Origin of the sequence: Fodinicola acaciae, assembly GCF_010993745.1 — a bacterium.
Classification (GTDB): Bacteria; Actinomycetota; Actinomycetes; order Mycobacteriales; family HKI-0501; genus Fodinicola; species Fodinicola acaciae.
Genome location: NZ_WOTN01000004.1, coordinates 948,767 through 961,642 on the forward strand (window position 1 = coordinate 948,767; position 12,876 = coordinate 961,642).

Annotated in this window: 12 protein-coding genes and 1 pseudogene; 9 read left to right on the forward strand and 4 right to left on the reverse strand. The window is 68.0% G+C overall.

The window, feature by feature from the left end; translation table 11 throughout:
* Window positions 1-8: 8 nt before the first annotated feature.
* Window positions 9-836 (reverse strand): SDR family oxidoreductase, encoded by an 828-nt coding sequence (locus GNX95_RS39990; protein WP_163513214.1) that lies wholly within the window; start codon window positions 834-836, stop codon window positions 9-11.
* 102 nt (window positions 837-938) lie between these two features.
* On the opposite strand from GNX95_RS39990, the gene GNX95_RS39995 reads away from it, so the two are divergent.
* Window positions 939-1,166 (forward strand): hypothetical protein, encoded by a 228-nt coding sequence (locus GNX95_RS39995; protein ID WP_163513216.1) that lies wholly within the window; start codon window positions 939-941, stop codon window positions 1,164-1,166.
* Between the two features lie 41 nt (window positions 1,167-1,207).
* Here the strand turns inward: GNX95_RS39995 and GNX95_RS40000 are convergent, their stop codons facing one another.
* Window positions 1,208-2,389: an MFS transporter gene (locus GNX95_RS40000; RefSeq protein ID WP_163513218.1), complete on the reverse strand. Its 1,182-nt coding sequence runs from the start codon at window positions 2,387-2,389 to the stop codon at window positions 1,208-1,210.
* Window positions 2,390-2,494: 105 nt separating this feature from the next.
* Here GNX95_RS40000 and GNX95_RS40005 point away from each other — a divergent pair, with 105 nt between their 5' ends.
* The gene (locus GNX95_RS40005) at window positions 2,495-4,366 is read left to right on the forward strand and encodes a transketolase (RefSeq protein WP_163513220.1); all 1,872 of its coding nucleotides are present in this window, start codon (window positions 2,495-2,497) and stop codon (window positions 4,364-4,366) included.
* A 2-nt stretch (window positions 4,367-4,368) separates the two neighbouring features.
* The gene (locus GNX95_RS40010; protein WP_163513222.1) at window positions 4,369-5,142 is read left to right on the forward strand and encodes an Fpg/Nei family DNA glycosylase; all 774 of its coding nucleotides are present in this window, start codon (window positions 4,369-4,371) and stop codon (window positions 5,140-5,142) included.
* Here GNX95_RS40010 and GNX95_RS40015 read toward each other — a convergent pair whose 3' ends face one another.
* Window positions 5,143-6,018 (reverse strand): alpha/beta fold hydrolase, encoded by an 876-nt coding sequence (locus GNX95_RS40015; RefSeq protein WP_163513224.1) that lies wholly within the window; start codon window positions 6,016-6,018, stop codon window positions 5,143-5,145.
* Between the two features lie 102 nt (window positions 6,019-6,120).
* On the opposite strand from GNX95_RS40015, the gene GNX95_RS40020 reads away from it, so the two are divergent.
* On the forward strand, window positions 6,121-8,082 hold the full coding sequence (locus GNX95_RS40020) for an aconitate hydratase (protein WP_163513226.1): 1,962 nt from the start codon (window positions 6,121-6,123) through the stop codon (window positions 8,080-8,082).
* 54 nt (window positions 8,083-8,136) lie between these two features.
* A pseudogene (locus tag GNX95_RS40025) lies at window positions 8,137-8,608 on the forward strand (cbb3-type cytochrome c oxidase subunit I); the annotation flags it as partial.
* A 167-nt stretch (window positions 8,609-8,775) separates the two neighbouring features.
* Here GNX95_RS40025 and GNX95_RS40030 read toward each other — a convergent pair.
* The gene (locus tag GNX95_RS40030; protein ID WP_163513230.1) at window positions 8,776-9,309 is read right to left on the reverse strand and encodes a cupin domain-containing protein; all 534 of its coding nucleotides are present in this window, start codon (window positions 9,307-9,309) and stop codon (window positions 8,776-8,778) included.
* 97 nt (window positions 9,310-9,406) lie between these two features.
* Between GNX95_RS40030 and GNX95_RS40035 the strand changes: the two genes are divergently transcribed.
* The 4 genes from GNX95_RS40035 to GNX95_RS40050 are packed head-to-tail and all read left to right on the forward strand — an operon-like array spanning window position 9,407 to window position 12,798.
* Entirely contained in the window at window positions 9,407-9,970 is a 564-nt protein-coding gene (locus GNX95_RS40035; RefSeq protein ID WP_163513232.1) for a TetR/AcrR family transcriptional regulator, read from the forward strand.
* Window positions 9,967-10,974 (forward strand): DUF4034 domain-containing protein, encoded by a 1,008-nt coding sequence (locus GNX95_RS40040; protein WP_163513234.1) that lies wholly within the window; start codon window positions 9,967-9,969, stop codon window positions 10,972-10,974. Before GNX95_RS40035 ends, GNX95_RS40040 begins: the two co-directional genes overlap by 4 nt.
* Window positions 10,975-11,017: 43 nt before the next feature.
* Window positions 11,018-12,106: a GTP-binding protein gene (locus tag GNX95_RS40045; RefSeq protein WP_163513236.1), complete on the forward strand. Its 1,089-nt coding sequence runs from the start codon at window positions 11,018-11,020 to the stop codon at window positions 12,104-12,106.
* Entirely contained in the window at window positions 12,103-12,798 is a 696-nt protein-coding gene (locus tag GNX95_RS40050; RefSeq protein WP_163513238.1) for an MIP/aquaporin family protein, read from the forward strand. Before GNX95_RS40045 ends, GNX95_RS40050 begins: the two co-directional genes overlap by 4 nt.
* The last annotated feature ends 78 nt before the right edge of the window (window positions 12,799-12,876 follow it).

Genomic DNA, 12,876 nt, shown 5'->3' on the forward strand with positions numbered 1-12,876 from the left:
CATTCCTCTCAGCTTTTCCGCCAGCCGTCGTCGGTCAGCCGGCCGCTGGCCTGCGACCCCATCAGGAGCATTCCGCCGTCGACCAGATAGGACGCGCCGGTGACGTAGCCGGCAGCCGGCGTCGCCAGAAACGCCACGACGGCGGCGACTTCCTGTGCGTGGCCGGTGCGCCCGAGCGGAATGCCGGGGCGGTGCTGCTCATGTGGATCGACGTCCTCCTGGCCGGTCATCGGCGTGGAGATCTCGCCCGGCGCCACCGAGTTGACGGTGATGCCGTGCTCGGCCAGCTCCAGTGCCAGCACCTTCGTCAGCATGCCGGCGCCGGCTTTCGCGGCACAGTATGGCGCGGCGCCGACCTTCGGCGCGTGTTCGTGGACGCTGGTGATCGTGATGATCCGGCCGCCGCGGCCGTCCGCGATCATCCGCTTCGCGGCGCGTTGTGAGCACGCGAAAACACCGTCGAGATCGACCGAGAGCACGTGCCGCCAGCGGTCGAAATCCAGGTCCATGAACGGTTCGGCGGTGCCGGTGCCGGCGCAGTTGACCAGCACGTCGACGCCGCCGAGCTCGTCGGCCAGCTCGTCGATCGCGGCCGTCGACGTGGGCAGGTCGCCGAGATCCAGCCGGCGTACGGCCACCTTGCCGCCGCGCTCGGTGACCTCGTCCGCGGTGGCGGCCGCACCGTCCGCGTCGCGGTGATACGTGACGCCGACATCGACACCGCCGCCGGCCAGTGCGACCGCGACCGCACGACCGATGCCGGAGTCAGAGCCGGTGACGATGGCCGTACGCGGCCGTCCGTCCTGTTCGTGGGGAAGCGGGGCATCTGTCGTCATCGATACGGCTTACCCGAGGCAGCACTGCCTTACACGCGGGACGTGTGACCGAGGTGCAGCCGGGTATCCACGTCCTATCGGCATAGTGAGAAGGGAGAAATCATGACCGCGACCGAGACCGGCCAGGTGACCGGTACGAAGGACAAGACGTACAACGTTTTGTGGTTCACCGAAGCGTGTCTGGACAATGTGCTCCGGCTGGAGACCTACATCCAGGACGCCGAACGCGACGGCGACAGCGAGCTGGCCGACTTTTTCCGCCGCGCGCAGGCGGACAGCCGCAAAGGCGCCGAGCAAGCCAAGCAGCTGCTGAAATCGCGGCTGAGCTAGCAAAACGACAACAGTGGCGCTCTCGGTGAGAGCGCCACCCGTCATGCGTGCTGAGGTTGCCTGGTCAGGTGCCAGGCCGCGACCGCCAACGCACCAATGCCAGTGACAGCGGCGAAAGTCGCCACTCCGGCGAAAAGCGAGATCGTGGCGGCGACGACGCCGATGCCGATCACCGGCAGCGCGACGCCGAGATAAATGCAGACGTAGAACGCCGCGCTGACCTCGGCGCGCTGCTCGGTCGGCGCGATCTGGGTGAGATCGTCTTGTGCGGCCAGGAAAGCCAGCCCGTGTCCGGCTCCGGCGAATACGGCGCCGACGATCAACAACGCAACGACGTGCAGTGGCGCGGCGAGCACCAACGCCAGCAGGCCCGCCGCCAGAAGTGCCAGTCCGCCGGCCTGCGCCGGAGCCGGCGGCGCGCCACGGCGTACGACCAGCTGCGCGACGCACGACGAGCCGAGCATGATGGACGTGACCAGGCCAAGCAGCGCCAGGTTGGACGAATGCAACACGAGTTTGCCCGCGTACGACGGCATAACGGCAAGGAACAACCCGGCCGCCACGGCCCACACGGCGGCGGCGGTCAGACCGACGCGCGCGAAATCGGCGCGGATGCCGCGCGGCACGCGCGGCCAGCGGACCCGCCACCGCGCCGAACTGTCCGCGGCCCGCGTCTCCGGCACGATACGCAGCAACAAAATCGCGACCGCGCACAGGACCATGCCTGGCACGTACGCCAAAACCAACGGCGCCGGGGCGAATTGCGCCAGGATGCCGGCAAGAAGTGGCGCCGTGGCCGAGCCGCCAGCTTGCGCCAGCGTCGCCATCAGCGCGGCCCGCCTCGGGTCGCCTTCCGGCACCAGCTCGGCCAGCGCGGCCGTCGCCGCGCCACTCATCATTCCCTGAGCCAAACCCTGGGTCGCGCGAGCGGCGAACAGCCAGGCGACACCCGACGCCAACGCGAAAAACACCAGCGCGAGGATGGCCAGCGCGAGACCGGCGGCGATCACCCGGCGGCGGCCAAACCGGTCGGACAGCTGTCCGAACAACAGCAGCGACGGGATCAGCACCAGCGCGTACACCGCGAAGACCAGCGCCAGGACCGCGGTCGAAAAGCCGAATTTGGTGCTGTAGACGGCATAGAGCGGTGTCGCCAGGTTGGCGCTCAACAACATCGACGCGAAGGCGCTGGTCACCACCAACACCGGCGTCCGCGTAGTCACAGCCACCTCCTCGGCATACCCCGCTTGTTGCGACCGGAAACGCGGTTTGCCGGCGGCGTCCCGCGGGTAAGCGAAGTGGAATGCCGATGCGAAGCAGGAGTTGACATGTTCCGATACGAGCTCGCGCAGCAGCTGCGAGTGGACTCGGTGCGGGCGAGCGCCGCGGCCGGCTCGGGTCATCCGACCTCGTCGATGTCGGCGGCCGACCTGATGGCCGTGCTGCTGGACGGATATCTACGGCTGGATTTCACCGATCCCGACAACGCCGGCAATAACGCCGGCTATAACGCCGGCAATAACGCCGGCAATGACGCGCTGATTTTCTCCAAGGGCCATGCCTCACCGTTGTATTACGCGATGTTGAAGGCGGCCGGCGCGATCACCGACGAGCAGCTGTTGACATTCCGGCGGTTCGGCAGCCGGCTGGAGGGCCATCCGACGCCGCGGATCCCGCCGACACCGGTCGCCACCGGATCGCTCGGCCAGGGCCTGCCGGTCGGTGTCGGCTTGGCTTTGACAGGCAAGAAACTCGACCGGCTCGACTATCGCGTGTGGGTCCTGTGCGGCGACTCGGAGCTGGCGGAAGGCTCGATCTGGGAGGCGTTCGCGCAGGCCGGCTGGGCCGGCTTGGACAACCTGACCGTTGTCGTCGACGTCAACCGACTCGGTCAGACGCGGGAAACCATGCTCGGATGGGACTTGGACGCGTACGCGGAACGCGCACGTTCCTTTGGTTGGCATGCCGTACGGCTCGATGGGCATGATCTGGACGCCATCGACGCGGCCTACGGCTCGGCCGTCAACACGACCGGCAAGCCGACGGTTGTGTTCGCGCGTACGAAGAAAGGCGCCGGAGTGGCGGCCGTCGAGAACCAGCTCGGCAAGCACGGGAAGCCGCTGGAGGACGCGGAGGCGGCCATCGCCGAGCTCGGAGGCGAGCGCCACCTGACCGTCGAGGTGACACCGGCCGCCGCGCGACAGCGGCACGAGTTTCCGTCTGGAGAGGGGAAAATGCCGGCGTGGGAGGTCGGCGACCAGGTGGCGACGCGGCAGGCGTACGGCGCCGCGCTCAGCTATCTCGGTGACACGAACGGTCGGGTGGTCGCGTTGGATGGCGAGGTCTCCAACTCGACGCAGTCGCAGATGTTCGCCGAGGCGCACCCAGAGCGGTATTTCGAGATGTTCATCGCCGAACAACAGATGATCGCCGCCGCGGTCGGCATGCAGACACGCGGCTGGGTGCCGTACGCGTCGACCTTCGGCGCGTTCCTGACGCGTGCGTACGACTTCATCCGGATGGCCGCGGTGTCGCGTGCCGATCTGCGGCTGTGCGGCTCGCACGCAGGTGTGTCGATCGGCGAGGACGGTCCGTCGCAGATGGCGTTGGAGGACATCGCCGCTTTGCGTGCGGTGCACGGAAGCACCGTGCTGCATCCGTCCGATGCCAACCAGGCCGCGCGGCTGGTGACCGAGATGGCCGGCCGGCCCGGCATCAGCTATCTGCGTACGCTGCGCGGCAAGACTTTGGTGCGCACGCCGGCAAACCAGGACGTACGCATCGGAGGAAGCCGCCTGCTCAGGTCCAGCGATCGCGACGACCTCACGATCGTCGCGTGCGGAATTACCGTCGATGAGGCCGAAAAAGCGGCGGACCGGCTGGCATCCGGCGGGATCGCGGTGCGCGTACTCGACTGCTATTCGATCAAACCGATCGACCAGGCGGCATTGACCGAAGCCGCGGCACGCACGCGCGCGATCGTCACCGTCGAGGACCATTGGCCAGAGGGCGGCCTCGGCGATGCGGTTTTGGAGGCACTCGCGGAAAATCTGGACCGGCCGGCGGTCCACAAGTTGGCCGTACGCGACATGCCGATCTCCGGCAGCCCGGCGGAGCTCATGCACGAAGCACGTATCGACGCCGACGCGATAGTCGCGACCGCACAATCGGTTGTCGGCGAGCTGATGTCGCGACGCTGATCATGCCGGAACTGCCCGACGTGGAAGGCTTTCGCCGCGTGCTCGCCACCCATGCGGTCGGGCGTCGGATAAAGCACGTCGACGTGCTGGACGACGGCGTGCTGCGCAACGTCAACGCTCGTACGCTTGAAGCAAAACTGCGCGGCCGCAGCTTCGAACAACCGCGACGGCACGGAAAGTGGCTCATCACTCCGGTCCGGCACGCGGGCGTGATGATGCTGCATTTCGGCATGACGGGGATGCTCTGCTGGGTCGAGCCGAGGCAGGACAGGCACCGAGACGACCGGGTCGTTTTCGCTTTCGACGACGGCGAGCTGCGATATCGCGACCTGCGTAAGCTGCGCGGACTGTGGCTGACCGACGACGAAAACGAGGTCCTCGCGGACGTCGGACCGGACGCGGCCGAGATCTCCGCCGACGAGTTACGCGACCTGCTGGCAAAGCGCCACCGGCAGGTCAAGGCGGCACTGATCGACCAGTCCGTCGTCGCCGGGATCGGCAACCTGCTCGCCGACGAAATCCTCTGGCGGGCACGCGTGCATCCGCGGCTGCCCTGTCACCGGCTGGCGCGCGGCGACTTCGGTCGGCTGGATCGGGCCAGGAGGTCCGTGCTGCGGCAGTCCATCGCGAAAGGCCGGGTGCCGCCACACAAATCGTGGCTGACCGGCCGCCGCGACGATCCGTCCGGATCGTGTCCGCGCTGTGGTACGACGCTCGCGCACGACCGGATCGGCGGACGGTCGACGACGTGGTGTCCGCACTGCCAGCCGTCGTAATCACGATTTGCCGAGAATGGCGTCGGCGACGGCATCAGGTGCTTCGCGTGGTGGAAAATGGCCGACCCCTGGCAGCACCAGACGCTCGTAATCACTGGCGAAAAGGTGCTCCATGGATTCCGTGGTGGTCGGCAGGTTGTCGCCGTCCTCGTCTCCGTGTACGACCAAAGTCGGCACCTGGACGGCCGCTGGTTCGAGCAGCTTGGCCTCGATGTCCTCGTACGCCGGATCGCCACGGGCCTCACCCCAGCGATGCGTGTACGCGTGGATGGTGATTTCTGGCCAGTCGTCGTTGTCCCACGCCTGCGCCGCCTGGTCGAAATCGGCGGCGTCGACCTCCCACGACGGCGACCAGGTGCGCCACAAATACCGGCTCAGCTCCACGCGGTCCTCGCGGACGGCGCGCCGGCCACGCTCGGTCGCCACCAGCCACTCGTACCAGTAGGCATGCGTGAGCGGCCAGCTCAGCGCCACGTCCGGCCGGTTGGTGACGTGGCCGGCGGACAGCGCCACGATTCGCTTGACGCGCTCCGGAAACAGCGCTCCGACGACGTACGCGGCGCGCGCACCCCAGTCGTGTCCGACCAGCACGACGTCCCGCAGCTCCAGCGCGGCCAGGAAGTCGGCGAGGTCCTGGCCGAGAGCGCCGATCTGGCCGGATCGCATCTTGCCGGCGGCGCGAAAGCGCGTCTCGCCGAAGCCGCGCAGATACGGCCGGATGACGCGATGGCCGGCCGCGTGCAGGGGCGGCAGCACGCCGTCCCAACAGTGCGGATCATCCGGCCAGCCGTGCACCGCGACCAGCGGCCGGCCATCGCGAGGGCCGCTGGTCTCGTACGCGATCTCCAGGTCCTTGGTGAGTGTTTTCTCCGTCATGCTCGTCGCCTACCCGGACCGCCCGGCCGATATGCGGCCGATGTTTGGGCCGTTTCCGCGCGGGGTATCGCTCTGTGACGTCGGTTGTCAGGAGATGATCCGGTGAGGGGCCGCGGCGTCGCGTACAAGCTGCTCGCATCACACCTGGTGAGCGGGTCGCCGGTGCCGGGCGAGGAGATCGCGCTCTCGGTCGATCAGACCCTCACGCAGGACGCCACCGGGACAGTGGTGATGCAGGAGCTGGAAGCTCTGGGCCTCGACCGCGGTCGCGCCGAGCTCAGTGTCCAGTACGTGGACCACAATCTGTTGCAGGCCGACGAGAAAAACGCCGAGGATCATCTGTTCCTGCGCTCGGCCTGCCGGCGCTATGGGCTCTGGTTTTCCAAGCCCGGCAACGGAGTCTCGCATCCCGTACACATGCAGCGGTTTGGCGTGCCGGGAAAGACGCTGGCCGGGTCCGACTCGCACACGTGTGCGGCCGGATCGCTGGGGATGCTGGCCATCGGCGTCGGTGGCCTGGAGGTCGCGATGGCGATCGCCGGCGAGCCGCTTTATCTGCGGATGCCGCGGATCTGGGGGATAAGGCTGACCGGCGAGCTGCCGCCGTGGTCGTCGGCCAAAGACGTGATCCTGGAGATGTTACGGCGGCACGGCGTCACCTCCGGCCTGAACCGGATCGTCGAATATCACGGTCCCGGCCTCGCGACGCTGACCGCGATGGACCGGCACGTGATCGCCAACATGGGTGCCGAGCTTGGTGCCACGACAACGGTGTTTCCGGCCGATGACGCCGTACGCGACTTTCTTCGGATGGAAGGCCGCGAAAACGACTACGTTCCGGTGCTCGCGGACCCGGACGCCGAATACGACCTGACCGACGAGATCGATCTGTCCACTGTGGAGCCGTTGATCGCCAAGCCGTCGTCGCCCGGCAACGTCGTGCCGGTGCGGGAGGTGGCCGGCGAGCCGGTCAGCCAGGTCGTCGTGGGCTCGTCGGCCAATCCCGGCTTGCGGGATTTCGCGATGGCCGCGGCGATGGTACGCGGACGCCAGGCCGACGACGCGGTCAGTTTCGACATCAACCCGACCTCACGCGAGATTCTGTCCGACCTGACGAGAATGGGTGCCACCTTCGACCTCATCGCGGCCGGCGCGCGTATCCATCAGTCCGGCTGCCTGGGCTGCATCGGCGTCGGTCAGGCGCCCGCCGTCGGCCGCAACTCGTTGCGTACGTTTCCGCGTAACTTTCCCGGGCGGTCAGGCACGAAAGAGGACTCGGTCTGGCTGTGTTCGCCCGAGACGGCGACCGCGGCCGCGTTGACCGGCGTCATCACCGATCCGCGCGAGCTCGGGATTTCCTTTCCACGGCTGGATCTTCCGGAGCGTGCGACGGTCAACACCGCGATGCTCGTACGGCCACTCGAGCCGGAGCGAGCAGCGAGCGAAGAACTCGTCAAGGGACCCAACATCTCGTCGCTGCCTGATTTCCCGCCGCTGCCGGACCGGATCGAGGCGCCGGTGCTGCTCAAGGTCGGCGACGACATCTCCACCGACGAGATCTCACCGGCCGGCGCACGAGCCCTGCCGTTCCGGTCCAACATTCCGCGGCTGGCCGACTTCACCTTCACGCAGATCGACGACACCTATCCGGAACGCGCTCGCGAGCTGGCCGACTCGACCGGCCACATCGTGGTCGGCGGCGACAATTACGGACAGGGATCCTCGCGCGAGCACGCCGCCATCACGCCTCGCCATCTCGGCCTGCACGCCGTCATCGCAAAATCATTTGCACGGATCCATTGGCAAAACCTGGCAAACTTCGGCATCCTGGCGCTCGAGTTCACCGACCCGGACGACTACGACCGGATCGAGCAGCAGGACATGTTGGTGCTGGAAAATCTGGCTGGCTCGCTCGCCGGCGAGCCCCAGCTCGATGTGGTCAACACCAGCAAAAACCAGACCTACCGGCTGCGCCACCGGCTTTCCCCGCGACAGCTGGAGGCGGTGCTCGCGGGTGGTCGCATTCCCCTGCTGGCCCGGCGGGCATGCGACTCGGGCGGTTGATAGCCGTCGAAAAGAGGCATGCCGTGGCTGTGTTCGTACGTGGAGTGGACTGACATGGGTCAGATACAGGCACGTCCGATAGTGACTCGGCCATGGCCGGTGCGGGAGACGGTCAGGGGGAGTGCACTCCTGCGCCTGATCCGCACCACGGACGCCCAAACAGATGGGCCTGCTCTATCTGGGCACGTCCTTCGCGTTCTTCGCGGTCGCCGGCCTGATGGCGCTGTTGATGCGGGCCGAGCTGGCGCGGCCGGGTCTGCAGTTTCTCACCAACGAGCAATACAACCAACTGTTCACCATCCACGGCACGGTGATGCTGCTGTTGTTCGCGACGCCGATGTTTCTCGCCTTCGGCAACTTCATCGTGCCGTTGCAGATCGGTGCGCCGGACGTGGCTTTTCCACGGCTGAACGCGTTCTCGTACTGGCTGTTCCTGTTCGGCGGCAGCATCGTGGTGCTCGGTTTCGCGACGCCGGGCGGCGCGGCGGATTTCGGCTGGTTCGCGTACGCTCCGCTCAACTCCGCGGCGATACGCCGACTACCTGCCGACCGACGGCAACTCGCTGGAATGGGCCACGAGTTGCCCGCCGCCGCGGCACAATTTCACCAGCATTCCTCGCATCCGCTCGGAGCGGCCGGCCTTCGACCTGAAGTTTCCCCACCAGACGACGGACAATCGCCGTACGCCGGCCGCTAAATGATCCGGTCGGCACCGATCGCGACGCCGACGATCGTGCACGGCTCGGTGCCGTGGTTGCGCCAGGCGTGCCGCGTGCCGTTCTGGACGACGGTGTCGCCCGCGCGCAACACCGTCTGCTCGCCGTTGTCCACCTCCAGCGTGATCTCGCCGGAGACAACGAGGACATAGTCGATGCTGTCCGTTACGTGCATTCCGCGATCGCCCGGATCCATCGTGGCGATCGCGCCTGGCATCTGTCGCTCCAGCTCGGTCATCGCCGCGGCGACGTCGAGATCCGGCGGCGGCACCAGCTCCCCCGGCGGAATTGTGTTGATCATGAAGCGAGATCCGCCCGGCGGCGGATAGTACGCGTCGGCCGTGCGTGGCGCGCCGTCGTCCGGGAACTCCGGTCGCTCGTCGCGTCCCCACAGCCGGTAGGCCGCGCAACCAGGCATCAGCTCGGAGGTGATCGGCTCGACACCCCGGTCGTCGACAATGCGCGCCTTGCCGTCGCGATCGTGCCCGGTGACCACTCGACGGATCTTCATCTTGGATACTCCAACGTATTGATACTGCAAGGTATTGATACGCCACCGTATCCCGTGATCCGCGTACGCGTCAATACGGTGGCGTATTCTGCTGTCCGTGGTGAACGAGTCGACCCGGCTGTCCGCACAGGACTGGGTGCGCGCCGCGCTGAAGGCGATCGCCGAGGGTGGCCTGTCCGCTGTGGCGGTCGAGCCGCTGGCGCGCACGCTCGGCGTGACCAAGGGAAGTTTCTACGCGCACTATCGCAGCCGGGACGAGCTGATCGAGGCGGCGCTCGCGGAGTGGGTGCGCAGCCACGGCAACGAGGGACTGGCCGACTACGCCGCGATCGCCGATCCGGAGCAACGGCTGCGCCAGCTGCTCACGACCGTCGTCCATGCCGTCCAGCCGCTGGCGCCGTCGGTGCACCTCAGCCTGCTCGGCGACCGTATGGATCCGCGGGTCAGAGACGCGGTCAGCGAGGTCAACCAGGCGCGGCTGCAGCTGCTGACCCGCACCTATCGCGAGCTCGGCCTGCCGCCCAAACGCGCGGCGTCGCGTGCTCGGGTCGCGTACGCGGCCATCCTCGGCCTGCTGCATCTGGCGCAAACCGACCCGGCCGCACCGCAGCCGACCGTGCTCGCCGACGAGGCCACCACCGTCTTCCTGTCCGGTCCATGATCGTCGACGACCACAACGGCAGGGACGACGTGAGGCTGCGGCCTGCGCTCGATGCCGTCGCCGCCGGTCAGTGGCAGGTCGCGCGCGAGTCGATGGTGCCCACTCGGACGGATTTCGACCGGCGCTCGTACGTGTCAGGTGTCCTCGCCGAAGCGGTGGTCGGCGTGCGGCAGAGGGAGCTGCGGCGTCGGCGGCTCACGCCCGGTGAGCAGATCGACACCACGTACGCCTGGCCGGACGTCTGGGTCGCGGCGGAGCCGGACAATCCAGACGCGCACCTCGTCCGCGCTCGGTCGTTGCTGATCCGTGCCTGGGAAGTCGGTCGGACCGGCTGGGCCGAGGGGATCAACGAGCGGTCGCTGCCGGAGTTCGTACGGCTGACGGAGCTGGCCGCCATCGAGGCCGACGAGGCCGCACGGTTGCTGCCCTCCGACCCGAATCCGTGGGCTTTCCGGATCTTGCTGTCGATTCCGCTGTCCGCCGAGCGGCCGGCGATGGAGGAGGCGTGGCAGGAGGTGATCGCGCGCGATCCCGGTCACCGCATGGCACACGACGTCAAATTCCTCTATCTGTGCGAAAGATGGCTCGGTTCGCATGAGGCGATGTATCACTTCGCACGCACCGCGGCCGCCACCGCGGCGGACGGGTCGCCACTGCACATCCTGCCGATCTGCGCCAACGCGGAGTGGTCGGCGCGGCGGCCGCGCGGTGGCCAGACTCCGGAACAACGCTGGGCCGGCGCGGAGTTCAACGCCGACCTCGACAACGCGCTCGACCGCTGGTTCCGCGTCGCGCAGACCAGGCACGGCATGTGGCACGAGGACGCGAACACGCTCGCGTACGGCCTGTGGCGGGCCGGCCGGCACGCCGAGGCGAAGCCGGTGTTCGCCGCGATCGGACCGTACGCCACCGCGTCGCCGTGGGCCGGCACCGTGCGCGGCAGACGGCTCAGCTTCCGCATGGCGCGTCGCGCGGCCATGCGCGGTGGCCTACTTAGGACGTGAGAAATCGTTTTCACGTGCCGTTTTTGCCGCTACGGTCGCGACCATGTTGGCTTTCGTTGCGGTCACCGGCTTCCTCGGCGCCGGCAAGACGACCACGCTGGCGGCGATCGCCCGCCGCCTGGAACAGCAGGGCCGGCGGGTCGCGATCATCACCAACGACCAGGGGGACGACCTGGTCGACACCCGGGTCGCCGGTCCGGCGGCCACCGGCATCGGCGAGGTGACCGGCGGCTGCTTCTGCTGCCGGTTCGACGACCTGCTCGAGGTGATCCAGTCCGTCGTCGCCGCCTCACCGGTCGACACGATCCTGGCCGAAGCGGTCGGCAGTTGCACCGATCTGCAGGCCACCGTCGTACGACCGATGAAGCAGCTTTACGGCGACCGGTTCGCCGTCGCGCCGCTGGTGACGGTCGTGGATCCGCAGCGTTACGCCGAGGTCAGGCGCTCGATCGCGCTCACCGACGCCGAGTCCGACATGGCCTATCTCTATCGCCAGCAGCTCACCGAGGCCGACGTACTCGCCGTCAACAAGAGCGACCTCACGGCCGCCGACGACGTAGTCGCTGAGCTGTCCGAGCACTACGATGGCGTCGTGCTGCGCTATTCGGCGCGTACGGGTGACGGTCTCGACGAGCTGCTCGCCGCGCTTGAGCGACCCGGCAACTCGGCGGTCGACCTGGACGTCGACTACGACCGATACGCCGCCGCCGAGGCAGAGCTGGCCTGGCTCAACCACAGCTACCAGCTGCGGCTGCCGGCCGGCGTCGGCTCGGCGGACTGGGCCGACACACTCCTGCGGGAGATCTCGCGCCGGACGGCGGACAACGGCTGGACGGTCGGGCACGTGAAGGTGTCCGTCAGCTCCGATGACGCCATCAGCAAGCTGAGCCTCACGACGGCCGGCGCGGAGCCGCAGCTCGACCTGCGCGCCGCTCCGCTTAAGACGGAATCCACCGCGATCGCGCTGGTCAACGCGCGCGTCGCCTGCGAGCCGGCAGAGCTGGACGAGGTCCTGGAAGCCGCCGTCGCGGTCGCGTCACGGGCGGCTGCCGCCGCACCGATCAACGCTGTCGCCGCGTTCAAGCCCGGCTATCCGCGCCCGGTCCACCGGATCCGGGTGGCGGCGGGATGACTGGCCGCAAGCTGCTGGCCGAGTTTCTCGGCACGGCACTGCTGGTCGCGGTCGTCGTCGGCTCCGGCATCGCCGCGTCCCGGCTCAGTCCGTCGGACGTTGGCCTGCAACTGCTGGAAAACGCGGCCGCGACGGCCGCCGGCCTGGTCGTGCTGATCCTCATCTTCGGCCCGGTGTCCGGCGCACATTTCAACCCCGTGGTGTCCATCGTGGACGCTGTCATGGGCGGGATGCGGTGGCGCGAGGTGACCGCGTACGCCCTCGCGCAGACGGCCGGCGCGGTTTTCGGGGCGATCCTGGCAAACACGATGTTCGGCGCGGTGCCGGTCAGCATTTCCACCAAACCGCGCAGTTCGCTCGCGCTGTGGCTGTCCGAGATCGTGGCGACCGCCGGCCTGGTCCTGCTGATCTTCGCGTTGACGCGTACGGGCCGCGGCCACCTTGCCGCTCCGGCGGTCGGCGCGTACATCGGCAGCGCCTATTTCTTCACCGCGTCGACCAGCTTCGCCAACCCGGCGGTCGCGATCGGCCGCGTCTTCAGCGACAGCTTCGCCGGCATCTCGCCGTGGTCGGTGCCGGGTTTCGTCATCGCCGAGCTCGCCGGTGCCGGAGTCGCCGTCGTACTGATCCGAGTGCTGTTCGCGTCGGAGCGGACGCAGGCCGTCGCCGCCTCCGAACGAGGTGCCGGCTGACCGGTCGCGTACGCGACCACCGATCAGAAAACCTCCGCCGGGTCGTCAGTCCTGGTAGTCCCCGGTGGAAGGATTGAC